Raw genomic sequence first — 26,788 nt, 5'->3', positions numbered from 1 at the left:
CTTTCTTTGCCGCAGCTTGATCAGCTGTATGTCCTCGCCTTGATCGGCGGTGTCCGTGACATGACTAAGATGGGTGAACTTTGGGGACTGGAGGGGGAGTTGATGATGGTGCGACGGAAGGCGGTCGCCTTCGTAGGCGTGGCCATACTGGCACCGCTGGTGGTGTCCACCGTTTCCGCGCAGGCGGCGTCGGGGTCACTGACCATCACCACGCTGGGGCGGCACGGGGGTAAGGTCTCGACGACGGTCACCGTCGTCGCCGTGCCGTCCGGGCAGACGTACACAGTCAAGTCCGGCAAGCGGATCAGCCTGCCGTCGGGACGCTACATCGCGATGACCGACATCTACGAGAGCGCCACGGACGGTTGGGGCACCGACACCATCGGCGCGCAGGTCGTACAGGTGTCCGGCAGTACATCGGTGACGCTCGACGCGCGCAAGGGCAAAGCCGTCAAGGTATCGCTCGACACGCCCGCCGACGTGACCGGACCGCCGCGGATCAGCGCGCAGGTCTGCGCCGCGACCGTCAGCAACATGCCCCCCGCCTTCAGCGTGGGTGGCTGGAACAACGAGGGCGCCCTCTACGCCATCCCGAACTCCTCCAAGCTGCTGCAGTTCGGATACATGGCGCAGTGGTCGGGAAACGACAGCTACGCCACCGTGAAGAACACCACCGGCATCCCGGCCTCGCCCGGTGGGTCGTTCACGCGGTCGAAGCTGGCGACGATGCGCTTCTCGGTGCACAGCGGTACGCAGATGGGCAGTCAGAACAGCACAGCGCTCCAGGTACAGCCGAAGGTCGACGACTGCACGACCGACCTCATGGCCGGGGTCCACGACGACAGCGCACCGTACAGCGCCGTCGCCCATGTGACTCCCGGGACCTGGCAGCCGCGCGACGACATCTTCGCGAGCAACGGCGACGACGTCGGTGGCGGTTTTCCGAAGGTCAGGACGTTGAAGGCAGGGCAGAGTCTCACCCAGTACTTCGGCCGGGCCGCCTGGAGTCCGATGCACTATCTGCCGATGGTCCGGCACAAGTCCGTCACCTTCCTTCCGGACGCCCTGATCGGTGACCCCGACGTCGGCATCAGCGGGGCCGACCCGACGAAGGAGACGGTGGTCCTGTCCAAGGGCGGCACCACCATCAAGAAGCAGACCCTGACCAACTGGGGCTCCTCCGGTGCCGAGTTCTCCGCCGGCATCCGCTCGGTCGGCTGGTACCACCTGACCGTCGACGCCCATCGCTACCATCCCGGCATCACATTCCCCACCGGAATGCTGTCGTCGCGTGCCACCCTCGACTGGTATTTCAAGGCTGACCCAGCCAAGTCGGTGGTCGCGCCCGTCTTCCTGACCCGCTTCCTGCCCACCGGGCTGAACAGCCACAACCAGGCCGCACCGAACAGCACCACGACGGTCGGCGTGAGTGCCGGGCGCGGCTCCCAGGACCCCGACGTGAAATTCACCACGGTGTCCGCCAAGTCCGTCCGGGTCTGGTCGTCCGCCGACGGCGGCAAGACCTGGAAGGCGGCGGCCGTCAGGCACTCCGGCTCGACCTGGCAAGCGTCCGTCCACAACCCGGCCTCCGGCGCCGTCGCCCTGCGCTCCGAGGTGACCGACTCCGCCGGGGGCCGCTCGGTGGAGACCGTGTACCGGGCGTACGCGATCGGCTGAGGCCGTTGTCGCCTTCTGTCCGACATCCCGTCAGTTCCCCCTGAGGTCCTGCCGAGTCCTCGCCCTGGTGGCCAGGATGTTCTGTCGCCCAAATGCGGGGCCGCTCAGGTGGATGGGCTGTGCGGTTCGGTTGGGCGGTTGCGCGATAGGTACTTCCCATAGGCGAGGATGCGGTGGTCCTCTTGCTGCGGCATCTCGCCGAAGTCGGGGGGAAGTTCGCCGACGTGTTCCCAGGCATCTTCGGTGCGGGAATCGTCACGGTGCGCGAGCGCGTAGATGATCTCCAAGCGCAGGAGCTGGTCCTGGTCCTGGTCGTCGAGCAGGACGACGAGGGCGTCTGTGACGGCGGCCGTCCCGTCGTCCGAGTTGCCGAGGGAGATGGCGGCACGGGCCCCGACCTGGAAGTCGGTGTTCCGGATGAGGGTCAGCAGGGCGTCGCGGAACTCCGTGGTGAGGCTGCGGCCACCCATGGTGCCGACGACGGAATTCCGAACCTCGGGGTCGGGATCCCGTGGCAGGGCGAACAGTGTCTGGGTGGCGACTTCGGTGGGCGTGGGACCTTGCCGGATCAGGTCGGGCACCTGGCTGCGCACGTGCGGGTCGGGGTGGCCGACGTGTCGGAGACCGATGGCCTCTAAGAAGCCATCTCATTTGGTTGGGTAGGCTTCCGGTCGTGGTGGGGATTGTTGAGCGGCTGGTGCCGGATGAGTTGTGGGAGTTGTTCCAGCGTGTGGTGCCGGAGGCTCCATCGCGGCCTCAGGGCGGTGGTCGGCGTCGACACGGTGACCGCGAAGTTCTCGCCGCGATCATCTTCGTGTCGAGCTCGGGCTGCACGTGGCAGCAGTTGCCGACGGCGTCGTTCGGACCGTCAGGCGCGACGGCCCACCGCCGCTTCACCGAGTGGACGAAGGCCCGGGTATGGGCCAAACTCCACCGCCTGGTCCTCGACGAACTCGGCTCTCGTGGGGAGCTGGACTGGTCCCGTTGCGCGATCGACTCGGTGAACATGCGAGCCCTGAAAAGGGGGACCTGACGGGTCCGAATCCTGTCGATAGAGGCAAGTACGGCTCGAAGATCCATCTGATCACCGAGCGGACCGGTCTGCCCCTGTCCGTCGCAGTCTCCGGAGCAAACCTCCACGACAGTCAGGCGCTGATTCCGCTGGTGAAGGGAATACCGCCGATCCGCTCACGGCGCGGACCCCGACGACGCAGACCGGCAAAGCTCCACGCCGACAAGGGTTACGACTACGACCACCTGCGGCGATGGTTACGTGAACGCGGCATCGGCCACCGCATCGCCCGCAGGGGTATCGAGTCCTCGACGCGTCTGGGTCGTCACCGGTGGACTGTGGAACGCACGATGTCCTGGCTTGCCGGATGCCGGCGACTGCACCGCCGCTACGAGCGCAAAGCCGAGCACTTTCTCGCCTTCACCAGCATCGCCTGCACCCTCATCTGCTACCGCAGACTCACCAAATGAGATGACTTCTAAGTCGGGGTGCTCCTCGCCCGTCTCGATCCAGTACCGGGCGAGGTCGAGCAGCCGCTTGCGGGCGCCCTCGGTCAGCCGCAGCCGTGGGGCGTCGCCGAGCGCGGCCCCTACCAGTGCGGGGGAACCCCAGGTCGACGGCCCGCAGGAGTGGAGTGGTGCCGTCCGGCAGCTCGTGGTCGGGATCGGCGCCGCCGTCGGTCGGTGCCCCGGCGGTCTCGTAGTCGAACCCGGCCACGGCGATGCAGAGCAACGGGAGGCCGTCCGGGCCCGGCGTCCGCGGATCGGCGCCCGCTCGAAGAAGAGTGCCGATCGCGTCGGAGTCCTTGGCGGTTACGGCTGCCACGAGCCGGTCGGTCAACTCATGCTGCGATACCGGCGTCTGCCCCCAGGTGATCGGGCGGCCGGGGTCAGAAGGGCCTGGTCGGGAGGTACTTGCCGTCGAGTGTGATGACCGCGCGCTCGCCGCCTTCGGGGTCGGGGACCTTCTTGACGTCCAGCTTGAAGTTGATGGCGCTGATGATGCCGTCGCCGAACTGCTCGTGGACCAGGGCCTTGAGTGTGGTGCCGTACACCTGGATCATCTCGTAGAAGCGGTAGATGGTCGGGTCGGTGGGGATGCCTCCGGGAATGGATCCGCGGACAGGGATCGTCTGGAGCAGTGCCGCCGCGTCCTGGCCCAGGTTGAGGAGCTCCGCGACCGCTTCGGCGGACTCCTTGGGCAGAGGGTGCTGGCCAAGTACGGCAGCGGTGACATAGGCCACCGACAGTCCGGCGGCATCGGCGATCTGCTGCCAGGTGACATCCTTGCGGTTCTTGGCTTCGACCGCGGCATTGGCCAGAGCCTGGCGGGCAGCGGCGTCGAACTGAACATAGGTCATGGCGAGAGTTCCTTTCGGGTCCACCGCCCAGTTCAAGAGGGGTGGAGGGGGCTGGTCTGGGGTTGCTCACGCCCTCCTGAGCAGGAGGACGCTGCCAGTCAGTCAGGCTGTGGGTGCGGTCACCCCGATTTCGTCGATGCGTCCAGTGGTGATGTCGAAGACCCAGCCCTGTGTCGCCACCGTGCCGCGTGCAAGCGCGCGGGCGACCGACGGGTGGGTGGACAGGTTGGCCAGCTGTGCACGCACATTGCCGCGCACCAGCGTCGCGACGTCGCGAGTGGCGCTGCACGCTGGAGCGGCGTCGGCATGCCTGAGCCAGGCGGCGACAGCCGGCGCACCGCTCAGATCCTGGCGCTCCGCCAGAGCTGTCATCGCCCCGCACGCCGAGTGTCCGCAGACAACGATGTTCGACACGCCCAGCACCGCGACTGCGTACTCGATGCTCGCCGCGATCCCGTCGGGGCCGAGGCCGTGAGCGGGTACGAGATTGCCTGCGGTGCGGATGACGAACAGCTCGCCCGGCTCGCTTCCTGTGATCAGTTCGGGAACGACACGTGCGTCCGAGCAGCTGATGAACAAGGTATGCGGCGTGTGGACGGTTGCCAGGCGGCCGAACAGGCCCGCCTTTTCGGGGAAGACGTCCTTCTGGAATCGGGTGACGCCGTCGGCGAGGTGATGCATGCCTGGCCTTTCGACTGGTCCTTCGAAGCGTCGGCCTCATGGCCGCCTGGATCCACCATGCCCTGCCTGCTTCTATAGTGTCCAAGTCTCATTAACCATGACAGTTATTGATGCGGTCTATAGTTTTCACATGACCCTGGAACTTCGTCATCTGCGCTATCTGGCCGCCGTGGCAGAACACGGAAATTTCACCCGCGCCGCTAATGATCTGCATATCTCCCAGCCGACGCTGTCCCAGCAGATCAGACAGTTGGAACGCACACTGGGGGTCCAGTTGCTGGACCGCACGAGGCGCACGGTGCGACTTACTGACGCCGGCGAGGCGTTCCAGCACTATGCCCAGCAGGCCCTGCGCTCACTGACGACCGCGCAGCGCGCCGTGCACGACGTTCAGGACCTTTCACGGGGTCATCTGCGATTGGCGATGACCCCCACATTCATCGGATATTTCCTCGCTCCCCTGACGGCGGAATTCCACTCCCTCTACCCCGGTATCACGCTTTCCATCGAGGAGGCGGCGCAGGATCGCATCGAATCGGCCCTGCTCGCAGACGATCTCGACATCGGCATCGCTTTCGGCACCCCACGTCAGAACGGGCTCACCGCCACGGCCGTCTTCGCTGAGACCCTGAGCCTCGTAGTAGGCGCCGCCTGTCCCCAGGCGAGCCAGCCACTGCCTCTGCAGGAGCTCGCCACGCGGCAACTTGCTCTCCTCAGCACCGACTTCGCCACCCGCAGCCACATCGACGCCCACTTCAGGCGCCACCACGTCAGCCCGCGCATCGCCATAGAGGCCAACTCCGTCCAGGCCCTCATTGAAATCGTCCAGCGCACAACGTTGGCCACCGTGCTGCCCGATGCCATCGCGGACGATCATCCCAACCTGGCCGCGGTCCCCTTGATCCCGCCGCTGCCGCAACGCACGGCCAGCCTCCTGCGACGCGAAGGCGGCTACCAGAACGCCGCCGCCCGCGCATTCGCGCGACTCACTCACCACCTCGTGGACACCCGCGGCTACGGCCCGCCCCCGGACTCCGCCTGAGAGCCCTCCCGATTTGCCTGTGCCCCTTCAAGGATGCCTACGGTGGCGGACTTCCAGAGGCCCCGGCCCACTCGAGTGCACCTCGCCGGTCCGTGGTCTCGTCCGGCTGCTGTTACTCGAACCCGGCCGGAGGCGTAGGATTTCTCCGTGACACTGGCGGCGTCTTCCCATATTCACGCCCAGTACGAAGCGCTTGCGCATGCCGTACACCAATGTTTTCCCGCGGAAGGCGATTTCCAGCAGATTATCCGTCCCCTTCTTCGCAATCGAAACAGGAAGGCGCGATTATGGCTGCGAGTGTGGATCCTGATCGCTCCGAGTGGGACGTCATCGTGCTGGGTGGCGCCGCGGCGGGCGAGAACGCGGCTCAATACGCCACACAGTTCTCGGGTTTGGACGCGGTGCTCGTGGAAGCCGAACTGCTGGGCGGCGAATGCTCGTACTGGGCCTGCATGCCCAGCAAGGTCCTGCTGCGCCCCGCTGACGTACTGGGAAACGCGCAGCATGTGCCCGGTGTGGCGTCGCTGTTGACTGATCACGTGCTGGACGTTCCGGCGGCACTGGCTCGCCGGGACGCCGTCGTGAACGGCCTCGACGACTCCTCGCAGATCGGGTGGGCACTCGGTGCCGGAATCGACGTGGTCCGCGGGTACGGGCGTCTCGACGGGGAGCGCTCGGTGGCGGTGGACATGGCAGCGGGCGGCACGCGTGTGCTCACCGCGAGACACGCGGTGGTGATCGACACAGGGTCCTGCACCACCGTGCCGCCGATCGAGGGCATGGCAGAGGCCCGCCCGTGGACCTCCCGCGATGTCACCAACCTGCACGAGGTACCGCGCCGGGTCGTCGTCCTGGGCGGTGGAGTGGTCGCGTGCGAGGCGGCGACCTGGCTGCGGGCGCTGGGCGTGGCCGAATTGAGCATCGTGTACCGGCGCACCGAACTGCTGCCACGAGAGGAACCGTTTGCCGGGCGTATGGTCGGCGACCGGCTCAGGGATGCTGGGGTACGGCTGCTTCCCGGGAGATCGATCACCAAGGTGGGACGCGACGACCCGCGCGAGACGGGAGTGGGGCTCCCCCATGGCGGAGAGGTGACCGTCTGGCTGGACGACGGCAGCACACTCGTCTGCGACGAACTGGTGCTTGCCACCGGCCGTACCCCCAACACTCAGGACATCGGCCTGCCGTCGGTCGGATGCACCCACGGCGGCTTCCTCGAGGTGGACGACGAGCAAGCCGTACGGGCGGTGAGCGGGCATTGGCTGTACGCGGTCGGTGATGTCTGCGGACGCGCGTTGCTGACCCATATGGGCAAGTACCAGGCGCGGGTCGCCGGCGAGGTGATCGCTGCTCGTGCCACGGGGCGCTCCGTGGCCGGTGCGCAGAGCGGTGTACGGGGGGCTGCTGACGGACATCGCGGCAACCCGCAGGTGACGTTCACCGATCCGGAGGTCGGATCGGCCGGCATGACCGAGCGGCGGGCCCGCGAAGCGGGACTCGACGTGGCCACGGCCGAGTACGACATGGCCGCCCTCGCCGGCACGTACGTGATGCGTGATGACTACCTCGGGCGCGCCAAACTCGTCATCGACCGAGGCAGCGACACGGTTGTGGGCGCGACGTTCGTCGGTTCGGGCGTCGCGGATCTCGTCCACTCCGCCACGACGGCCATTGTCGCGAGGGTCCCGCTTTCCCTGCTGTGGCATGTGGTGCCCAGCTACCCCACCGCCAGCGAGGTCTGGCTACGCCTGTTGGAGACGTACCGGGCTCAGAGCTACGCGTGACGCTCCAGTCGTGCGTGGGCCGCGTCGGCTTGCCGGTGGTTCGCTCATGGTGCCCGACAGAGTCACCACCGGGGTGCAGTCGGGCGGACCGCGGTTTCGGTGAGCCGGGCAGTACGGACGGCTGGTTCGAATCCCACGGACCGATGGCAGCACGCGTCCGGCGCGCGCCCAGAGGCGGAGCGCAACGTCGCCCGGCGCCACTTCACGGACCTCCCTCCGCGCGGGAACTGTTCCCGGTCGAGGACCGTGACCGCGCGGCCGTGGCGGATTCGCCCGCCGTCCCGACGACGTGCGCCGGGCAGCCCTCGTACGCCGGCTCCGCGCCCGCAGCGAGGAGTTCTCGGCGCATCGCCAGGGGACGGCCTTCACGCTTCAAGATCGTTACCCGGACAACTTCTGGCAATTTCCTGGAGTTGGCCGGGCTAGCCTCCACTTGCGGTGGGCGGACCGCCGCGGAGGAGGACAATGACATGCGATCTCGTCTTGTGGCATCTGCTGCCACGGCAGCCACCCTCGCGGGCCTGGTGCTGACGTTCGGGCTCGGGGGAACGGCCCAGGCTGCCACCCGAACCCCGGTCACCGCGGCGGAGTGCGGTGCGACCGGCGGCCTGGTCTTCCCGCTGGGTCTGGCCGGAGCCGTCTGCGTCTGGCTCGGTCCCCAGGGCTGGGTCGACGCGGACTCCGCGCAGATCACGGACATCCATTTGTGATCAGGCGACCCGGCGGCGGCATGCGCGGCCGGGTCGCCGCGCGCCGCCTGTCCAGACGCGGCGTGCGGCTTGGCCCGATCGATTCGGTGGCTCAGTGGCCAGGGACGGTGATCGTCACCGTGGCACCGGTCCTCAACGCGGAATCGGGGGCCGGGGACTGGGCGGTCACCTTGAGGGAGTCGTCGCCGATCTCGGAGTCGTCGGTGAACGCCATGCCGTAGTCCAGTTCGGCGAGTCGGCTGCGTGCCTCGGCGACCGTGAGTCCGGTGAGGTCGGGGACGACACCCTTCGCGGCGGTGGAACTCGGCTTGTCATGGGACGTCGGGGAGACGGTGGCCGGTGCGGGTGAGCCACCGTCGGTGTCCTCACAGGCGACCAGTGAGGCGAGTGCGAGCAGCAGCGTGGCGGCGGACAGGGCGGCTAGGCGGACAGGACGAGGGCGGACGTGGCGCATGAAGGACTCCCCGTGAATGACGCCCATGGACGTTCCGTGGCGTGCCGGATCTCAGGGTGACGGCCCGTCGTCACCCGGCGCCATACGCAGAGCGGCGTAGCCCCGCGACCAGGAGAACACCTGCTCGAGCCGCGGCGCGATCGCCGGGCTCCTGGGCCAGAACGGCAACAGCGGCACCTGCCGACGGGTCCGGTGGTGGTGTCGGCGAGTTCCGTCTCCCCGGACACGACGGTACGGGGCCGCCCTCGCGGAGGGAGGCCCCGTACCGTTCGTCACTGTCCGGAACTCACTCGGTATTGATCTTGAACGTGCTGGTCGTGTTGCGGATGTCCTGGGCGTTGCCGCTCATCCGCAGGTTGCGGAAGGTGGCCTCGCCGACGGCGGGACCCTGACCGGGCTCCGGCAGCTCGTTGGCCCAGATGCCGAATCCGGACTTGGCGTCGAACGCGTCCCCGCTCTTCTTGGAGTTGGTGATGGAGATGTCGGTGAAGATCGTGTCCTTCACCGGGAACTGGGGCTGGCCACCGACGTAGTTGGTCTGGAACATCACGCCTCCGTAGGTGGAGTCGTCGATGTCGACGTCGTTGACCCGTATCCCCTGGAAGACCTTCGAGGCGGAGAACGCCCAGATGGCGGGGAAGACCTGCGAGCCCCAGAAGTGGCCGCCCGTTCTGTCCAGCGACACGTTCTCGATCGTCGTGGGGTCGGTCCCGAAGCCGTTCATCGGGTAGCCGAAGTCCAGCGAGGAGATCGTGATGCCGGAGTAGACCAGGGTGTCGGCGACACGGATGTTGCGGAAGGTGTTTGCGTAGCCGCCGTAGACGGCGATACCGGCCGCTCTCCAGGTGAGTGTCGACGTCAGGTTCTCGTAGAGGTTGTTCTTCTCGTCCGCGCCGCCGGAGTCGATCGCCGAGAAGAGCGCGAAGCTGTCGTCGCCCGTGGCCCGGGCGTCGTTGTTGACCACGTGGTTGTCCGTCGAGCCGTTCGTCATGTTGATGCCGTCGGCGAACGTGTCACGGATTCGGGAGTTCTTGATGGTCATGTTGTCGGTGTTGGCGCCCCAGTACAGGCACACCATGTGCTCGACCCAGATGTTGTCGATGGTGATGTCGGAGACGTTGGAGAAGTCGAACACCTTGCCCGGGCCGTCGATCCGGGACGTGTAGTTGCCGAAGTAGGAGAAGCCGGCGAACGTCGAACCCTTGGCGCTCGCCTCGGCCCGGAAGCCGACGTCGGTGTTCTCCTGCGAGGAGGGAGCGTGGAAGCGGGTGAACCACGGTCCGGCGCCGACGACCTGGACCGCCTTGCCGTAGACCTGGAACTTGCTGGAGGTCTCGTAGTCACCGGCGGGCAGGTAGACGCCGACGAGCTTGCCCGTGGTGTCCATGCGGACCTTGTCGAGCGCGTTCTGCACGTCCTGGTGCGCGAAACCGGCCGGAACCGTGTAGGCGGCCGGGTCCGGGTTCGCGGCGGCGGTCGCCTGCTCCGTGTTGATGAAGTCGATGTCGTAGTAGGTGGAGCTGTTCGCGGCGTCCTTCTGGAGCCGGATCTTGGAACCGGCCGGCACGGTCTTGCCGAGCAGCAGGTTCGCCTCGTCGTAGATGTGGCGCGGAGCACCGGAGCCGGGCGAGTTGCCGGGCGCGGTCTCGTTGCCGTACAGCCAGGCGTACTTCGAGGTGAGGTCGATCGTCTTGAGGAACTGGCCGTCCACGTAGACGTTGAGCGTGCTGTCGGTGCCGTCCGGGATCGAGAAGCGGGTCACGAGGCTGTTGGTCGCCGCGCGGGTGGTCCACTCGACGTACTGGCCGGTCCCGGTGAGGGTCACCGCCTTGCGGCCGCTCGCCTCGCCCGCCGCGTCGCCGATGGTCCGGTTCGGGCCGACGACCTTGGCACCGCCGCCGACCGTGCCGTCCTCGGCCTCGTACATGTCGTACGGCATGTCCGCGCCGCGGCCGACGAACAGGGACTGCGTGGTGGTGTTGTTGGCCCGCTTGACGGGCAGTTCGTTGGCGTCGTCGGCGATGACCGTCTTCACGGTGTACTTGCCGTTGACGCCCGTCCACGAACCGAGGCTGACCGGAGCGGTCGTCTGGCCCGAGGCGATGACGCCGTTGTAGGAGCCGCTGAGCGTCTTGACGGTGGCGCCCTTGGAGTCCTGAATCGTCAGGGTGACGCCGTGGGCACCGGAGGCCGAGTCCGTCGTGCCCTGGTTCTTGATCGCGACGGTGAACTTGACGTCGTCACCCGCCGAGGCGCTGGAGGGCGTCCAGGAGACCGGCGCCGCGATCAGGTCGGAGCTGGAGACGGGCTTGACGACGAGGGCGTCCGAGCGGGTGAAGACGTTGTTCGCGTCGTTCTGCTCGATGACCTTGTTCGACGGGTCCACCTCGGCGCCGACCGGGTAACTGCCCGCGTCCCGGGCGCCGATGCTCGCGGTGACCGTCTTCGTCTCCCCTGTGGCGAGGGCGGGAACGTCCGCCGTGGCGACCTTCGTTCCCCCGAGGGTGAAGTTGAGGTCGGTGGCCTTGGACGCCTTGGTACCGCTGTTGGTGACGGTTGCGGTGAGACTGATGGCGTCCGACTCGACAGGAGCCGTGGGCGTGTTCGTGATGCCGGTGACCTTGAGGTCCGGGTTCGCGGCGGGGGTGCCGATGACCTGGAACTCGGCGACCTGCCCGCCCGGAGCGCCGGTGTTGGAGGTGAACTTGAGCTGGATGTCGGCGGCGGAACCGGAGACCGGGATGGTCACGGTGTTGCCACTCGCCGGCGAGAACGTGTAGTCCTTCGCCGCGGCGAGGCTGGTGAAGGTCGTCGCGTCCTGGTCACGGCCGAGCACCTGGATGTTCTGCGTGCGCGTCGACCAGGCCGCGTCCGGACTCAGCTTGACGACGATCTGGCTGAGATCGGCGTTGGCTCCCAGCTTGGTGGTGAGGGTGGCCGGATAGGCGCCACCCCCGCTCTCCCAATAGGTGCTGGTCAAACCGTCGTTGGCGTTGGTCGCGATGAACGTGAAGGTGGACGAGGACGCATCGATGGGCTTGCCCTGGGCCAGGTTGGAACCGCCGCCCGAGCCGGGCCTGGTGACGCTGCTGCTCGCCACCGACACGTTCCCCGCGGCGTCCTTCGCCTTCACGTAATAGGTGACCGTGGCCGCCGCCGACGGGGTGTCGGTGTACGTCAGGACGTCGCCCGCGACGGACTTGACGAGTTGGTCGTTGGCGTACACGTCGTAGCCGGTGACCTTGACATTGTCGCTCGACGCCTGCCAGGTGAGCCTCACGTCGCTGCCGGACTGTGTGTAGGCGAGGTTGCCCGGCGCCGTGGGAGCCTGGGTGTCGCCGCCCGATCCCTTGCGGGTGACGCTGTTGCTGTTGGAGGAGACGTTGCCCGCGGCGTCCTTGGCCCGCACGAAGTACGTGATGTCGCTGCCGGCCGACTGGGTGTCGGTGTAGGTCAGGACGTTCCCGGCGACGGTCGCCCGCAACTGGCCGTTGGCGTAGATGTCGTAGCCGGTGACGGCCGTGTCGTCGCTCGCGGCGCCCCAGTTCAGCTTGATCTGCCCGGTGGCCGGCTCGGTGTAGCTCAGGTTGGACGGAGCCGTGGGCGCCTGGGTGTCACCGGTCGTCGGCCCGTAGACCTCGAGTTCGGACAACTGCCCCGCCGGCCAACCGGTGTTGGCGGTGATCAGCACGCGCACGTACCGCGTCGTGGTGGTGTCGAAATTGATGGTCGCCGACTGGTCGCCGGAGCTGTCGAAGGTGTACGCCTTCGAAGCCGTCAGATCGGTGAAGTTCTGGTTGTCGGTGGAACCCTGGACCTTGAGCGTCTGACTGCGGCTCGGCCATCCGCTGGGCAGCCGCAGGGCCACCTGGTTCACCTTGACCGAGGATCCGAGGTCGACCTGGAGCCACTGCGGGAAGGCGTTGTTCGTGCTCTCCCAGTAGGTGGCCCGGTTGCCGTCACCGGCGTTGGCCGCGCCGTAGACGTCGGCGTGCCCGCTCTCGCTGAAGGTCTTGCCCTGGGCGAGGTTGGGGGTCGAGGCGGCGGTCGTGAGGACCTGCATCTCGGAGAGCTGGGCGGTGGAGGCCACCGAGTTCTTGCTGAAGTCGGCCCGCACGTACCGCGCGAGGGTCGCCGGGAAGGAGACCTTCACCGTGTTGCCGTTGCCGGGGCTGAAGACGTACTGCGCCGACGACTTGAGCGTGGCGAAGCTCTTTCCGTCGGCGCTGCCCTGAAGGGCCAGTGTCTGCTTGCGGGTCTGCCAGGCTTCGGGCAGACGCAGAACGACCTGGCGGACGCGCTTCGTCCGGCCCAGGTCGGTCTGGACCCACTGGGCCGACTTCTTTCCGGCTTGCCAGTAGGTGTCGGCGTCGCCGTCGGTGACGCTTGCGGCCGCGTGAGCGCCGAGGGCGCTGCCGGCCTTGGTCGCGGCGTCCGCGGCGGCGTTGGGCCCGCCGGCCGCGTGGGCGCCGATGGCGGGCATGCCTAGCACCATGACGGTGGAGGCGAGCGCAGCGGTGGCTGCGCGCCGTCTCCAGGATCTGGGCTTGTGTCGAGTCATGCGGGGTCACTCCCTGCGGAGGTTCGCGCGCCGGAGGGGGCGGCGAGGTCGGCTCGTTCCTGGGCAGAGCGGTGGCGCGGTGGGGCGGTACGACAGGACGGCGGGAGCTGCCCGCGCAGAGATGCATGACCTCTGTACGGGTAGCGAGTGCGCAGCTTCTTGCGCTCTTTCATCGCAATATTGCAGAGCACTGTGAGTCCGTCTACTGTCAGGACGCCACAAGTTTCACCGACCGCACCCGCGTCCCAGCGGTGGAGGCGCGGCGCCGGCAGCCTTCAGGCCGATGAGCAGGCCAATGAGTGCGCCCCGGGGGAACCCGACGGCGAGAGAGACATCCAGCGCGTTACTTCCTTTGAAGGCAGCGCACTTGACAGAGCGGGAGCGCCTTGGTCGTCCCCTTGGAGCCGTCACGCACCTGGGTGCGCGACGCCCGCCCGCGGCGCCGGACCAGGCTGGTCGGAACCTTGCACCAGACGTTGCAAGCGTACGCAAAAAACGCAACTTCTTGCGTACGCATGCGCCGTCCCGAATCTCTCCAACGTGCGGCACGCGCACCGTTCGGCCGCGGATGTGGTGCGCCAGGTGCGGAACGACCTCCCGAATGTGTCGCCTCCCAGGCCGGTCGGGCGCGCCCCGATCCTGGGAGGCGACCGTCAATTCGTCGACGGAGACCGTCGGGCACACTTCGGTCGCCGAGCCGGTGATGTCTCCGCGATCATGTGCGCCACTCGGGCCGCCGCAAGGGGTGTTGTGTGAGGCCCTGTTCAGTCCAGACGATCTTGCCGGAACCGGTGTACCGGGGCCCCGGTGCCGGGCGAGCTGAGCGACGATGGACAGTCCACGGCCGCCTTCGTCGAAGGTTCGGGCATGCCGGAGGCGGGGCGCGGCCGGGCCGACGTCCGAAGCCCGTGTGGGCGGGGAGTCGGACATCAGTGAAGGTGATCGGCCCTTGAGGCGGCGAGACCCCCCGTGGCGAAGGGCGGACAACGCCTTGTCCCGGCGGAGCCGGGAAGCCGGAAGCCTGCTCGGGACACCTGCCGCCGGCACTGTGGGACGCCCTGAAGCGGCCCGCCGGGGAATACGGGACAGCCCTCAGCGAGCGGGCCGGACAGGCCACCCGGAGGAGCCCTTCGCCGCAGCCCGGTCGCGACTTGCCGGAGGCAGCATCCTCGCGCTGGTACCGACGGGGCCCGCACCGGTCGCGAATGCCGCACGGCCGCTTGGGCCGCGCGGTAGGCGCACTACACCTCTCCGGCCCGCCCCCAGCCGTCGCGGCGCGGCGACCGTCCGCTGATGGTGAAGCGGTTCACTCGGTGGAGCACGGCCAAGGCCCCGACTGGCGGCTCGGTCCCGCCCCGCGGCTTTCCCCTCCGCACGGTCCTTTTCACCGCGCGGAGCGTTCGGCGGCGTCGGCGCCGTGGGCCCTCAACTCGCCCGACCGTTCTCACGGTTGGGGCGACGTGGGCGGACGAGGGTGTCGAGCGCGCCCACGGCCGCGCGCACATGGGCCGGGCCGCGACGGGACCGCTCCCCGGCGCACCACCAGGACAGCTGCCCGTCCGCATCCCGCGGGTGCATGCCCAGGCCGTGCTCCGCGCACAGCGGCCACGCCCGCCACATACGCTCGGTGACGGTTTCCTGGGCGGCGTCGGCGACGACCGCCAGCGCGACGGCGGGATCGCCCGCCGATCCCGGATGCCGGTGATCGCCGCGCCACTCGCCGGTGGCGAGGGCGAGGGCGATATGAACGTTCTCCGTCTCGTTCGCGTCGTGCGGCGCACGGGCCGGCAGTCGCAGGGGATCCTGGTCGGAAGGGTCGCCGTCAGGTCTCTGTTGCGGAGGCCGAGAGCCCAACCCCACATGGGGTACTCGGCCGACGAGACGCGGCGGGGCTCGGTGCGGTCGAACAGATCACGCATGGGCACCATTACCCGCCGGACAGCCCCCGTCGTACACCATGGCGTCGGAATCCGATCGCCGCGCGGCCGACGACCGACGACCGACAGACCGTCACCACCACCGAACTGGATTCCGAAAGATCGGCCCCGGTCGTTCGGACCGCCGTCCGATGCTTACTGTATTCGAGTTGGATACTAAAGCGATCGGTTGAACAGTGGCCGCTCAGGGCGTAGGCCCTTGCTCCGAACAGCGAGGATGGCCGGCAGACGAGAGCCGTCGGACCACATTCAGCTGGGGAGCAACCCGCCTTGAGCATGCGCAACGAACCTCGTGGTGCCACGGCATCCGAGGACTCTTACGAGAGCGAGCTGCCGGTCAGGCGCGAGCAACCCGGCAGTGTCGTGGTGAAGTGGCTGACGACCACCGACCACAAGACCATCGGCACCCTTTATCTGACCACCTCGTTCGCGTTCTTCCTGATCGGCGGTGTCATGGCGCTGCTGATGCGCGCCGAACTCGCCCGGCCGGGAATTCAGATCATCTCCAACGAGCAATACAACCAGGCGTTCACGATGCACGGCACGATCATGCTGCTGATGTTCGCGACGCCTCTGTTCGCCGGCTTCACGAACTGGATCATGCCGCTGCAGATCGGCGCGCCCGACGTGGCGTTCCCGCGGCTGAACATGTTCGCCTACTGGCTGTACCTCTTCGGCTCGACGATCGCGGTCGGCGGCTTCCTCACCCCGCAGGGCGCGGCCGACTTCGGCTGGTTCGCCTACTCGCCGCTGTCGGACGCGGTCCGTTCGCCGGGTGTCGGCGGCGACATGTGGATCATGGGTCTGGCCTTCTCCGGCTTCGGCACGATCCTCGGCGCGGTCAACTTCATCACCACGATCATCTGCATGCGCGCTCCCGGCATGACGATGTTCCGCATGCCCATCTTCGTCTGGAACGTGCTGCTCACCGCGGTTCTGGTGCTGCTCGCCTTCCCCGTCCTGGCGGCCGCGCTGCTGGCCCTGGAGGCGGATCGAAAATTCGGGGCACATGTCTTCGACGCGGCCAACGGCGGAGCGCTGCTGTGGCAACACCTCTTCTGGTTCTTCGGCCACCCGGAGGTGTACATCATCGCGCTGCCCTTCTTCGGAATCGTCTCCGAGGTCTTCCCGGTGTTCTCGCGCAAGCCGATGTTCGGCTACATGGGCCTGATCGGCGCGACCATCGCGATCGCGGGTCTGTCCGTGACCGTATGGGCGCACCACATGTACGTCACCGGTGGCGTGCTGCTCCCGTTCTTCTCCTTCATGACGTTCCTCATCGCCGTACCGACAGGCGTGAAGTTCTTCAACTGGATCGGAACGATGTGGAAGGGCTCACTGTCCTTCGAGACCCCCATGCTCTGGGCCACGGGATTTCTCGTCACGTTCCTCTTCGGCGGTCTGACCGGCGTCATCCTGGCCTCGCCCCCCATGGACTTCCACGTCTCGGACTCGTACTTCGTGGTGGCGCACTTCCACTACGTCGTGTTCGGCACCGTGGTGTTCGCGATGTTCTCCGGCTTCCACTTCTGGTGGCCGAAGTTCACGGGCAAGATGCTCGACGAACGACTCGGCAAGATCACCTTCTGGACGCTGTTCGTGGGCTTCCACGGCACGTTCCTGGTCCAGCACTGGCTGGGCGCCGAGGGCATGCCGCGCCGTTACGCGGACTACCTCGCGGTCGACGGCTTCACCGCCCTGAACACGATCTCGACGATCGCCTCCTTCCTGCTCGGTCTGTCCATGCTGCCGTTCCTCTACAACGTGTGGAAGACCGCCAAGTACGGCAAGAAGGTCGAGGTCGACGACCCCTGGGGGTACGGCCGTTCACTTGAGTGGGCCACCTCCTGCCCGCCACCGCGCCACAACTTCCACACCCTGCCGCGGATCCGCAGTGAATCCCCCGCCTTCGATCTCCACCACCCGGACATCGCGATGGCCGACGACCGAAGCCACGGCACAGGAGGCCCGCTCCTCACCGAACGAGGACCCAGGTGAGCGATCTGCTGCGGCCTGGACCTGACGGCGAGCTCGGTAACGCGGTGGACGGCTACCTGCTCTGGCACGCCACCGTCAATGAGGCGGAGCAGCGCGCACGTGAGTTCGCCGAGGCCATGGACTGGCTGACCACATCGCAGCGGGCGGAGATCGAGCGGTGCTACGTCGCCGACAACCTGAAACGTGCTCGCAAGGACCTGGAACGGATCGCGGCCCGATGTCTCGACCTGCGGGCCGAGTACGAACACCGCTACCAAGGGCTGCGCAGGCGGTGCGTAGGGCTCGCCCTGGCCGTCTGCGCGGCATCCACCGCGGCCGTCGCCCTGTTGCTGATTCTGTGACCCGCGACAACACACGCTCGGCCCGGACCCGGTCCGGCTCCTGTCGTTCGGCGGCGTCGGTGTGACGGCGCGGGATGTCAGGGGTCGAGGAGGCAGTGGGCGGCGAGAGCGAGTGACAGCTCCACGACGTCGGACGGCCGGCTCAGCGAGCGGCCGGTGAGCTGCTCGCAGCGGCGCAGCCGGTTCAGGACCGTGTTGCGGTGGCAGTAGAGCCGGCCGGCGGCCCGCTGGGCGGAACCGTCACAGGCGAGCCAGGCCGTGAGGGTCTCCAGCATGACGTCCCGGTCGGACGGGTCTAAGCGCAGCAGCGGCCCGAGCACCCGCTCGGCGAGCGCCGCCCCGAGGGCCGGGGCCGAGACGACGAGCGCGGCGGGCAGGTGCTCTTCCAGCACGACGGTCCCCCCGGACCGTGGGCAGGCCCGCAGCGCCGTGTCCGCCAGGCGCCGGGCATCACCGATCGCCGCGAGACCCTCCACCACCGGGCTCACCCCGATCCGGGCCACGGGCGGGGCGGTGAGCCGGCGGGCGATCTCCCCGGCGTCCACGTCGAGCCCGTACGCCCAGGGGCGGCCGTCGTCCCCGGGACCGCCCCCTTCCGGCGCTGCCGTCGGCCCGGGGCCGGTGTCGAGGAGACCGGTCTCGTGACCGTGACCGGGTTCGCCCTCGTCGTGGGGGTGCCCTGCGAGCAGGACGATGCCGTAGCTTCCGCCGCCGTCGCGGTCACGGTCGCGGTACCAGAGGACCCTCAGGCCCGACAGTCGCACCTGCCCCCACGCGTCGGCGAACGTGCGGCCGGAGGGCAGGCGGGCCAGCACGACCGCGTACCGCCCCTGCTCGGGAAGGCCCAGCGCGGCCGCGGTGGCGGGCAGGTCGGCGATCCGCGCGGTGCCGTCGAGCAGCGCGGCCGTCATCAGCCGCAGCCGGTTCTCCCGGCGCCACATCAGCTCGCGTTCCGTCTGGCGGTATGCCTCGACCACGACGGCACAGTGCTCGTCGACGAAGTTCCACACGTCGGCGGCGACATGGATGAGCAGATGCGCGTCGGAGGGCTGACGGCGGGTCGTCTCGTCCACGAGTTCCTGCCAGACCATGCCGCCGCCCAGCCGGAATGCGCGCAGCAGGGCGTCCAGCGGGAGCCCGCGGTCCGCCCGTGCCCTACCGATGGCCCAGGAGCAGCGACGGGCGGCCTCGCGCAGCTCACCGGGCCGGATCAGCGATTCGACGTTGAGCCGCAGCGAACGCCGCACTTCGTCGCGCACACTCTCCGCGTCGGCGTCCATGGCGGTGCGATACGCGGGCTCACGCTCCCGCAGCAACGTCATCAGTCGTTCGGTGAGTTCGGGCAGCCCCGCCATCAGCGCCCGCGCGGCCCGGTGCAGTACTGCGAGGGCCTCGGCGTCGACGGCCGCACGGACGGCTGGTGCCGGAGTCCGGGATCCCGGCAGGGGCCGGCCGTGGGCGGGTACGAGGTGCTGCATCGCTGTCCTCCACCGGAGTCGGCTCGGTCCGGCCGGCCCGGTCGCCCGACGCGCGGCCGCACGGGTACTCCGGATCCGGACCTCCTGATCCCGCAGGATGACATACCGCCTGGTCGGTACCTAGGGGTGTGCGGTGGTCTTCTCGGCGCGGTCCAGCCAGCGGGAGAGCTCGACCCGGGAGCGGACCCCCAGGGCGGCGAAGACATTGCGCAGGTGATGGTCCACGGTGCGGGGGCTCACGGACAGGCGGAGCGCCACTTCGCGGTTGGTGGCGCCCCCGGCCACGCACCGGGCGATCCGCAGCTGTTGGGGCGTCAGCAAGGCCAGTGGGCCGGTCGGTTCGCTCTTTCCCGCGTCCCCGGTCGCCCGCAGTTCGCCCCTGGTCTGCGCGGCCCAGCCGAGTGCTCCGCCTCGCTCGAAGGACACCAGCGCGTCGCGGAGGCGGCCACGCGCCTCCCCCGGTCTGCGCTGCCGTCGCAGCCAGGCTCCGTAGAGGAGTTGGGTACGACCGCGTTCGAAGTCGCCCGTGAGCTGGTCGTGGTGGGCGAGCGCGGCGGTGAACAGCGGTTCGCACTCATCGGGTTCGGTCAGCAGCGCGTGGCAGCGGGCCAGTTGGGCCGGAGCCTGCGGATCGGCGCCCTGCGCCGCCCAGTGCGCGAACTCCGCCACGGCCGAACGGGCCTCGTCCGCCTGCCCGGTGCGGGACGCCGCCTCCACGAAGCAGGGAACGGCGAGCATCCGTACCGCGAAGTGACCGCGGCGCGGGCCCGCGCCGACCAGCGGGCCGAGCCGGGCGGCGGCCTCGGGAAGCCGGCCGCGGGCCAGCTCGGCGCGGGCCCTGGCCCACTGGGACAACGTGGCCGCCTGAGCGAGACCGTGCGGTGCGGCCACGCGCTCGGCGGCGGACGCGTGTTCCGTGACGGCTTCCTGGGACCCCTCGACCGACGCAACCAGCGCGAGGATCGCGTGGTGGTGCGCCGCGAGGTTGCGCTGACCGGCGCCGAGCGCCGTGCGCAGACCGTCCTCCGCATGGGCCCGTGCGCGGGCGTGCCTGCCGGCGCGCAATGAGGCGGCAGAGGAACGTGCCGAGGTGTCTGCCTACGCGTTCGCACCGCCTTATCTCGACCAGGACACCGGCAACATCGTCGCGCCCGTCGCCGAGACGGACGCGAAGAGCGACGCCACAGCGGCCATCTCCCTGACAGACGTACCCGTCGACCTGGGCGCGGGCGACGGCAGCTCGGAGGACACCGCCGAAGCCGCCGACGGCACCACCACCACCGAGGACGGCGTCGCCGCCCCGGTCACCACGACCGACGCGACGGTGACCCCGGTAACCAAGGTCGTCGCCCACAGCCAGGCCGAACTCGACTCCGTCGCCGACGAGGTCCTCTACCTCGACGAAAGCGACGTCATCGGCGCCGCCGCCCTCGCTTCGGCGGAGGTCGACGCCGAGACCAACAAGGTCGTCGTCGAGATCGCAGCTGAGGACGACGCACTCGCAGACCGGCTCGGACAGCGATACGGCACCGACATGATCACCGTCCGCGTCAACCCCGGCGTCACGCAGATCAACGAGACCGCAGACCGGTGGAGCGACAAGAACCCATACAAGGGAGGAGCCGGCTACGAGGCCCACTGGCCCTCCGGTGAGGCGGCGAACAAGTTCTCGGCCTGCACCACCGGCTTCGCCTGGACCTACAACGGCAACCCCTACATCGTCACCGCCGGGCACTGCACGACCCTCGACGGCTGGATGGACAGCTGGGACAAGACCGCCCCCGACGACTCGCTCAGCGTCGGCAGCGTCGACTACGACAACTACACGAACGGCAAGGGCTCCGCGAAGCTCTCCGGCCAGAGCTACTACTCGGGAGACCTGTCGCTGATCGGCGTCTACAAGAACAAGTACAACGTCTCCGCGCGCATCTACAAGAAGGGCAGCACCCTGCGCAGGGTCGAGAACCGGTGGACCACCCGCTCCGAGAAGGGCGAGCAATTCTGCACCGGAGGCGCCCGGAGCTCGGAGGTCTGCGGCTGGAAGGTCACCCAGACCCAGAAGCGGTACAAGTACTCCAACGGAGATGTCGCCGAGAACATGACCGTCGCCGAGAAGAACTCCGGGGCGTGCATCATCGGCGGGGACTCCGGAGGACCGGTCTACACGGTGAAGTCCAACGGCTACGTCTACGCGAAGGGCATCATCTCGGGCGCCGGGTGCGCCTCCGTCACCAACGACGGCGAGTGCAGTGACGCCTGGGACGGCAAGTGCCGCGTAATCTTCACCGACATCTCCCTGGCGGAGAAGGCACTTCCCGGAGGAGTGAAGAAGTCGTGATACCGATCAGGTACGCGCGCGTGACCGGCGGTGTCGCCGCCCTCATCGCCGGTCTGTCCGGGTGCGCCGACACGGGAGCCTGCGCCGGGGTCGGCGTGGTGTCCCAAGTCGGCGTGTACGTCGTGCAGGACGGCTACGACGATCTCGCGGGCGCTTCCTGGGAGCTGTGCACGCGCGGCAAGTGCGTCAGGGGCGAATTCGAGCAGGAGGCCGTCACAGACGCGAGCCTCACGCTGCCGAACGATGTCGACCCCGATACCGCCCCGGTCCGCTTCCGCGTCACCCGCGCCGGCGCAGCCAAGCCCCTCATCGACGACTCCGTCGACGTGAAACTCCTTCACCAGTCCGACAACTGCGGTGGCGGCGGCTACACCCGGGGACTGGCCTACACCAAGGAAGACGGCCTGCTCCCAAGCGTCCCGAAGAAGGTCTTGGCGGCCTGGCTCGAACAACACGAGTCCGAGGCCACCGCAGAGCCCACCTCCTCCGCATCATCCTGATCCCCAAAAACCCCGTGCCCGGCCCCTCCTCGGATCGGCCGGGCACGGCTGCGTGCACACGGGCTCACGATGGCTACGTGTCTCGGGGCGCTTCACCGAGTGCGGAGAGCGAACTTCGTTGTTCCACTGGCCTTGGCTGTTCGTGGTGCCATCCCCGCGTGCGCTGGGATGGCACCTCCAGCGGAGCGTACGAGGTGCTGGCGCTCGTCTGTTTCCCGCACCCGCGGGGATGACCCCGGCCTGCGGGTGAACGCGCCCTAGAAGCTGCACTGCTCCCCGTCCCATCAGAATGGCCGTGACTGCGAGAGCGCACGATCTTCTCCACCGTCGGCGTCGACAGACCTCGATCGGTCATCTCTGACGGGAACGGGCCGCCGGACGGAACACCCCCACGTCGGCGGGGAGGACGGCGGCGAGGTATATGGGTTCGTACACCGCACCGGAACACCCCCGCGTCGGCGGGGGGGGACTTCTCGACATACTCGGCAGAGTTTCGAGAACCTTCGTGCCGGTGTGGAGAAACAGACCGCGTACGGCTGTCCACTTAGCGACGCCTGCTCCGCAACTCCGCCATGTCCACAAACGTACTGTCGTTGCAGCCCGAAGCCACGAACGCGTCCACCGCCGGCGCGGATGCGATGCGGGCCTGCCAGACCTGGACGACCTCCTGGCACGTCGTACAGTGGCAGGCTCTCAATAGGTGACCTTCGGTCATGCTTTACGTTCTGGCGCATGCAGAGGTTGCTCGCGCGGCTGTAGGTAGTCCCGGCGCCCGTCGGGGTAGCTCCACTCAGATCCTGTGGCTGGAGTGGGCTCCGGGACGGTCCAGCGCCCGCGGGAAGGTTCCTCACCTTGGTGGGGGCGTCAACACAGGTGGACCGTGCCCAGCGGTCACGCGACGCTTCCATCGCCTCGATGCTCCAGTAGATGTATTTGCAGGGTCTCGCCGCTCGTGGCACAAGCCGTGCCCGTCAACCTGTGCCTCCCCTCGGGGCGTAGAGACCATGACTGGAGGGGAAGTTGGGAGTCATGGCGGAGAGGAGGGCTACGCTCGCTGCAACAGCCCGGTGTTGCAACGACTGGTTGAACTCGCCCACGGTCCTGGCGCGGCGTCTGATGGGCGGGCTCCCAGGCCCGGTACGCAAGCCTTGTGAGCCCGCACAGGGACCACCGGCCCGCAGCGCACGCGGGACGGGTGACGTCCGCCGGACACCGGTTCCGGCGGACGTCACCCGCTTGCTCGGTCGTACGGTGCGCGGCGGGGTCAGGAGGTGTGCGGGCAGTCGCCGCGGTACTCGGTGATCGTCAGCGACGGCTGCGGCAGCGGCAGCGGGCAGAGGAACTGCTTGTAGCGGGTGTCGTTGTCGATGAACCGCTTCAGCCACGAAATGCTGTACTTCGCGATCGTGGTGTTCGAGCTGTTCGGGGTGAAGTGGGTCGCGCCCCTCAGCTCCAGGTACGCCTTGTCGAGCGTGCTCGGCAGGCTCCGGTAGAAGGGCTCGGAGTGCGTGGCCACCGGTGCGATCGTGTCCCCGTCGGCGCCCACGATCAGCGTCGGCGTCTGGATCTCCGGCCAGGAGGTGTCCAGGTTCCAGCCGGTGAGCGGGATGGCGGCCTGGAGCGACGGACGGCTCTTCGCCGCCTCCAGTGTGCCGCCGCCGCCCATCGAGTGGCCCATGACACCGAGCCGGGTGCTGTCGATCCTGGTCCGCACGGAGCTGCGCTGTGTCAGGTAGTCGAGCGCTGCCAGCAACTGCCGTCCACGGCTGTCCGGTTGATCGAGGGTGGTGAGGGTGTCGATGGTGAACACGACGAAGCCCTGGGAGGCGAGCCGGGGGCCGAGCCAGGCGATGGACGACTGGTACGCGGTGTACCCGGGCGAGATGACGACCGCGCCGAAGGTGCCGTCACTGGTCGAGGTCGGGTAGTGGACGGTGCCGCCGCCGAAGCCGGTCACCGAGAGCGAGGAGACCGTGGTCTGCGAGACGGCGTACGACCCGCGGGTCGCCTCGATGCTGCCAGTCGTGGGGGCGGGGCCACGCTCGTAGGGGTTCGCGACGGCCTGCGCCGAGACGACCTGTGCTCCGATCGCCCGCGCTCCGGTGGCCTGCGCGGCGACAAGGCCACCCGCGGCGAGCAACGCCGCGAGGCCGGCCCGCGCCAGACGGCTCGTGAGCCGGTGCGGGCGGCGCGCGGACGGGACGGGGCCGGCGGGTGTGACAGATCCCGCGGGTGCCACGGGTGCGGCGGGTGTGACAGGTCCCGCGGGTGCGGCGGGTGCGGCGGGTGCGGCGGGTGCGGCGGGGAATGCTCGGTTCGGCTGCTGCACGGTGGGGGCGTCCTCTCGGTGAGGGCGACGGACCCGCGCCGGGGCCGCGGCGCTGCCAGGGCGTGGGTGTCGGAAGGCGCACGCTGCGAAGCGGCGGGGTCCGTCTCGGTGGTTGCGGTGGCAACTGTCCGGCCCACCCCTGGCCCCGCACATCGGCAGAATCACCGGCCTTGGCCCACAGCCGAACCGCCCGCGCCCCCGCCGCGGTTCACTCCCGCGTCCGCCAGAGGCAGCACGCCGGGCGCTCGCACCCGGCCGACGCGCTCAGGGCGCCGCTCGCCGGTCAACCGGGCCCGGGGTAGGTGACGACGAGCATCGTGACCCCTTCCGCCGAGGTCCAGGGCCCGTGCGGCATCCCGGGCGGGCGGCATGCGTACATCCCGGCGGTGAACGTCGCGCCGAGTGTGAGGTCGTGCAGGGCGCCCTCCAGGAGATGGACCTCTTCCCAGAAGGCGTGCCGGGACACGCCCTGGACGGAGGTGTCGGTGCCCGGCTCCCAGCGGACGAGCGCGGTGCGGGCGCCGGTGGCGGAATCCTCGGACAGGACCTGTTCCTGGATTCCGGGAGCGGCTCCCGCGGGTGTGCTCCAGCGCCCGTCGGGCCGGTGGAACTCCAGCTCGGGCTTGCTCATCGCCACACCTCCGGGCACCGGCCGGCCGGTACGGGGGTCCGCTCGCGGACGGCCGGCATCCCATCGAACTCCACCTCGGCCGCGAGCGGCTCCGGCCCGCCACCTGGCCGATGGCGCACGCTCCCCTCAAGGCTCACGATCCGGCTGTGCCCGATGCCCTTCGGCACCACGCCCGTTGGACCACCGGGGCCGCTCCGGCAGGCGGCACGGTGAGTCCCTTCCTCGGTAAGCGGCGGGTTCTTCTCGCGGTCGGGGCCAGTGGTGAACCGGCGGGGTGCGATGGGCACGGCGGGTTGCCTCCTTGACGGTTCGGTGGACGTCGGTGGTGGGCAGGGTGACCTTGGCGGCGAGCCTCTCGCCCGCGGCCGGGACGGGATCGCGGCCGCGGGACAGGTCGGCCACGGTGACGGCCACGGCGGTGTACGGCGCGGGCGGATTCCAGCCGCCACAGACGACGTTTTGCACGGTGAGCGGCACCGGACACACGGAGCCGCCGATGATGGCGGCCAGGCTATCCGCGAGCGAGGTGTCGGCGCAGCCCGGCGGAGGTGAGAACCGGTCGGCGATGAAAGGGGCCTCCGACCGGCCGGGAGAGGCGGTGGACCGCGAAGGGCCGGACCGAGGGCCGACAGGAACGATCGCCGGGGCCGCGCCGTGCGCCAAAGCGGCTGCTTCGCTGCCTACCGGTCAATTCAGCAGCGCGCGGGGCCGCGAGGCCAGGATCGCCTCGGCCTCGTCACAGATCCCCCGGACCACCTCGGCAGCGGGACGGACGGCGTCGACGAAGGCCGCCGACTGCCCGTAGAGCATCGCGCTGGTGTCCGGGTCCGGCGTGCCCTCGAGGGGGTTGACGTCCTCCGGAGGTGCGAATTCGCTCTTGCGGCTCCGCAGCGTCGCCTCGCACTCTGCCCACTCGTCGGTGAACCGATTATGGCGGACGCGTTGGCCGATGGTCTCCGGCCACGGCAGATCCGACACGATGTCGTAGGCCCGCGTCCACACGGTGTCGCTGCCATCGCTCTCGACGATCAGCCGCTTGTGGAGATCGTGCACCTCAACCGCTTCGGGGGTGGCGAGGAACGCCGTGCCCAGCCAAGCGCCGTCCGCACCGGCGGTGAGGACCGCCGCCAGCGTCCGACCGTCGCCGATGCCTCCCGCGGCCAGCACCGGAACATCGGGATATCGCCTCACCAACCCGGCCAGGAAGGGCAGCAGCCCCATCGTCCCGGTATGGCCACCGGCCTCCGTGCCTTGGGCCACGAGCACATCGGCACCCGCGGCGACCGCCATCTCCGCGTCGTCGTAGTTCTGGACCTGGCACATCACCCGCGCGCCGGCGTCCTTGGCGCGAGCAACCCACGGCTGGGGGTCGGCGAACGACAGCGCGATGACGTCCGTGCGCTCGTCCAGTGCGGCCTCGAAGTGCGCCTCGGTGAACGGCAGGAAGGGCGTGATGAAGCCGACTCCGAACGGGCGGTCCGTCGTGGCCCGGATGGTCGCGATCTCCGCGCGGATCCAGTCGGGCCCTTTCCAGGGGTGCGTTCCCCCGAAGGAACCGAGGCCGCCGGCCGCGGAGACCGCGGCAGCGAGCGTCCCGCCACTGTGCAGGCCCATGGGGGCGGACATCATCGGGTGAGCGATACCGAACATTTCGGTGAATCTCGTGTGCAACATGGGTCGACGCTAGCGAAATCCATGAACCCGGCCCACCTGCGACGCGGTGGGCCGACTGCTCCGTCCGTGGTACTCGGCCACCCGATGCCGTACCCCGCCCCCCGGTCGTGGCCCCGCGGGTGCGGCGAGGAAGCGGCGGGCCGGGCCTCGACCCCTTGTGTTCACCGTCCGCCCGCCCGGAGATCAGCGGCAGGTTGTGATGTGGCGGGTGCTTTCAGTCCTGGACAGATGCTTGATCGTCGTTTGTCATCTCACGTCTGCCCGACTCGGACCGCTGCTGG

The 26,788-nt window shown here is 68.8% G+C and carries 19 protein-coding genes and 1 pseudogene; 9 read left to right on the top strand and 11 right to left on the bottom strand.

All coding sequences use genetic code 11. The features are described 5' to 3' along the window. Window positions 1–60: 60 nt before the first annotated feature. A complete protein-coding gene (locus tag ACFVTC_RS30090) occupies window positions 61–1,677 on the top strand; it encodes a hypothetical protein (protein WP_390131636.1) in 1,617 nt (538 codons plus the stop codon). A 104-nt stretch (window positions 1,678–1,781) separates the two neighbouring features. Here ACFVTC_RS30090 and ACFVTC_RS30085 read toward each other — a convergent pair whose 3' ends face one another. Next, a complete protein-coding gene (locus tag ACFVTC_RS30085; protein ID WP_390131635.1) occupies window positions 1,782–2,270 on the bottom strand; it encodes a HEAT repeat domain-containing protein in 489 nt (162 codons plus the stop codon). Between the two features lie 89 nt (window positions 2,271–2,359). Here ACFVTC_RS30085 and ACFVTC_RS30080 point away from each other — a divergent pair. Further along, window positions 2,360–3,159, top strand: a protein-coding gene (locus ACFVTC_RS30080) for an IS5 family transposase (RefSeq protein ID WP_390131703.1) whose coding sequence is annotated in 2 segments (ribosomal slippage) — window positions 2,360–2,695 and window positions 2,698–3,159 — 798 coding nt in all. Because the reading frame shifts where the segments join, the coding sequence is not laid out codon by codon here. Between the two features lie 419 nt (window positions 3,160–3,578). Here ACFVTC_RS30080 and cynS read toward each other — a convergent pair. Both cynS and ACFVTC_RS30070 read right to left on the bottom strand, forming a co-directional pair. Further along, window positions 3,579–4,049 carry a cyanase gene (cynS, locus tag ACFVTC_RS30075; protein ID WP_390131634.1) on the bottom strand — a complete coding sequence of 157 codons (471 nt, stop codon included), beginning with the start codon at window positions 4,047–4,049 and terminating at the stop codon, window positions 3,579–3,581. Between the two features lie 102 nt (window positions 4,050–4,151). Continuing rightward, window positions 4,152–4,730 carry a carbonic anhydrase gene (locus ACFVTC_RS30070; RefSeq protein ID WP_390131633.1) on the bottom strand — a complete coding sequence of 193 codons (579 nt, stop codon included), beginning with the start codon at window positions 4,728–4,730 and terminating at the stop codon, window positions 4,152–4,154. Between the two features lie 130 nt (window positions 4,731–4,860). On the opposite strand from ACFVTC_RS30070, the gene cynR reads away from it, so the two are divergent. The 3 genes from cynR (at window position 4,861) to ACFVTC_RS30055 (ending at window position 8,266) form a co-directional block, all read left to right on the top strand. Then, complete coding sequence (gene cynR / locus ACFVTC_RS30065) at window positions 4,861–5,772, top strand: transcriptional regulator CynR (RefSeq protein ID WP_390131632.1); 912 nt, start codon at window positions 4,861–4,863, stop codon at window positions 5,770–5,772. A gap of 287 nt (window positions 5,773–6,059) precedes the next feature. Beyond that, window positions 6,060–7,556, top strand: a complete 1,497-nt coding sequence (locus ACFVTC_RS30060; RefSeq protein WP_390131631.1) for a dihydrolipoyl dehydrogenase family protein — start codon at window positions 6,060–6,062, stop codon at window positions 7,554–7,556. Between the two features lie 470 nt (window positions 7,557–8,026). After that, complete coding sequence (locus tag ACFVTC_RS30055; protein ID WP_390131630.1) at window positions 8,027–8,266, top strand: hypothetical protein; 240 nt, start codon at window positions 8,027–8,029, stop codon at window positions 8,264–8,266. Window positions 8,267–8,357: 91 nt separating this feature from the next. On the opposite strand, the gene ACFVTC_RS30050 is transcribed toward ACFVTC_RS30055, so the two are convergent. The 3 genes from ACFVTC_RS30050 to ACFVTC_RS30040 all read right to left on the bottom strand — a co-directional run bounded on the left by ACFVTC_RS30050 (window position 8,358) and on the right by ACFVTC_RS30040 (window position 15,135). Further along, window positions 8,358–8,747: a PASTA domain-containing protein gene (locus ACFVTC_RS30050; protein ID WP_390131629.1), complete on the bottom strand. Its 390-nt coding sequence runs from the start codon at window positions 8,745–8,747 to the stop codon at window positions 8,358–8,360. A 259-nt stretch (window positions 8,748–9,006) separates the two neighbouring features. Continuing rightward, window positions 9,007–13,281 carry a discoidin domain-containing protein gene (locus ACFVTC_RS30045; RefSeq protein WP_390131628.1) on the bottom strand — a complete coding sequence of 1,425 codons (4,275 nt, stop codon included), beginning with the start codon at window positions 13,279–13,281 and terminating at the stop codon, window positions 9,007–9,009. A 1,425-nt stretch (window positions 13,282–14,706) separates the two neighbouring features. Then, complete coding sequence (locus tag ACFVTC_RS30040; protein WP_390131627.1) at window positions 14,707–15,135, bottom strand: hypothetical protein; 429 nt, start codon at window positions 15,133–15,135, stop codon at window positions 14,707–14,709. Window positions 15,136–15,488: 353 nt separating this feature from the next. Between ACFVTC_RS30040 and ctaD the strand changes: the two genes are divergently transcribed. Continuing rightward, window positions 15,489–17,216 carry a cytochrome c oxidase subunit I gene (ctaD, locus tag ACFVTC_RS30035; protein ID WP_390131626.1) on the top strand — a complete coding sequence of 576 codons (1,728 nt, stop codon included), beginning with the start codon at window positions 15,489–15,491 and terminating at the stop codon, window positions 17,214–17,216. Then, entirely contained in the window at window positions 17,213–17,557 is a 345-nt protein-coding gene (locus ACFVTC_RS30030; RefSeq protein WP_390131625.1) for a cytochrome C oxidase subunit I, read from the top strand. The genes ctaD and ACFVTC_RS30030 overlap by 4 nt, the downstream gene beginning before the upstream one ends. Window positions 17,558–17,634: 77 nt before the next feature. Here the strand turns inward: ACFVTC_RS30030 and ACFVTC_RS30025 are convergent, their stop codons facing one another. Continuing rightward, window positions 17,635–19,035, bottom strand: a complete 1,401-nt coding sequence (locus tag ACFVTC_RS30025; RefSeq protein WP_390131624.1) for a PucR family transcriptional regulator — start codon at window positions 19,033–19,035, stop codon at window positions 17,635–17,637. A 120-nt stretch (window positions 19,036–19,155) separates the two neighbouring features. Continuing rightward, window positions 19,156–20,106 (bottom strand): annotated as a pseudogene (locus ACFVTC_RS30020) (LuxR C-terminal-related transcriptional regulator); the annotation flags it as partial. Window positions 20,107–20,125: 19 nt separating this feature from the next. Between ACFVTC_RS30020 and ACFVTC_RS30015 the strand changes: the two are divergent. Then, window positions 20,126–21,373: a hypothetical protein gene (locus tag ACFVTC_RS30015; RefSeq protein ID WP_390131623.1), complete on the top strand. Its 1,248-nt coding sequence runs from the start codon at window positions 20,126–20,128 to the stop codon at window positions 21,371–21,373. Continuing rightward, window positions 21,370–21,873 (top strand): hypothetical protein, encoded by a 504-nt coding sequence (locus ACFVTC_RS30010; protein WP_390131622.1) that lies wholly within the window; start codon window positions 21,370–21,372, stop codon window positions 21,871–21,873. The genes ACFVTC_RS30015 and ACFVTC_RS30010 overlap by 4 nt, the downstream gene beginning before the upstream one ends. A 1,264-nt stretch (window positions 21,874–23,137) precedes the next feature. On the opposite strand, the gene ACFVTC_RS30005 is transcribed toward ACFVTC_RS30010, so the two are convergent. The 3 genes from ACFVTC_RS30005 to ACFVTC_RS29995 form a co-directional block, all read right to left on the bottom strand. Next, window positions 23,138–24,037 (bottom strand): alpha/beta hydrolase family protein, encoded by a 900-nt coding sequence (locus ACFVTC_RS30005; RefSeq protein ID WP_390131702.1) that lies wholly within the window; start codon window positions 24,035–24,037, stop codon window positions 23,138–23,140. A gap of 448 nt (window positions 24,038–24,485) precedes the next feature. Then, the gene (locus ACFVTC_RS30000) at window positions 24,486–24,833 is read right to left on the bottom strand and encodes a cupin domain-containing protein (protein ID WP_390131621.1); all 348 of its coding nucleotides are present in this window, start codon (window positions 24,831–24,833) and stop codon (window positions 24,486–24,488) included. A 687-nt stretch (window positions 24,834–25,520) separates the two neighbouring features. After that, complete coding sequence (locus ACFVTC_RS29995) at window positions 25,521–26,507, bottom strand: NAD(P)H-dependent flavin oxidoreductase (RefSeq protein WP_390131620.1); 987 nt, start codon at window positions 26,505–26,507, stop codon at window positions 25,521–25,523. Between the last annotated feature and the right edge of the window lie 281 nt (window positions 26,508–26,788).

It is taken from the genome of Streptomyces sp. NPDC057950 (genome assembly GCF_042887295.1).
GTDB classification, from domain to species: Bacteria; Actinomycetota; Actinomycetes; order Streptomycetales; family Streptomycetaceae; genus Streptomyces; species Streptomyces kaempferi.
The sequence above is the reverse complement of the archived record's forward strand: the minus strand, read 5'-3'. Positions and strand labels throughout refer to the sequence as shown.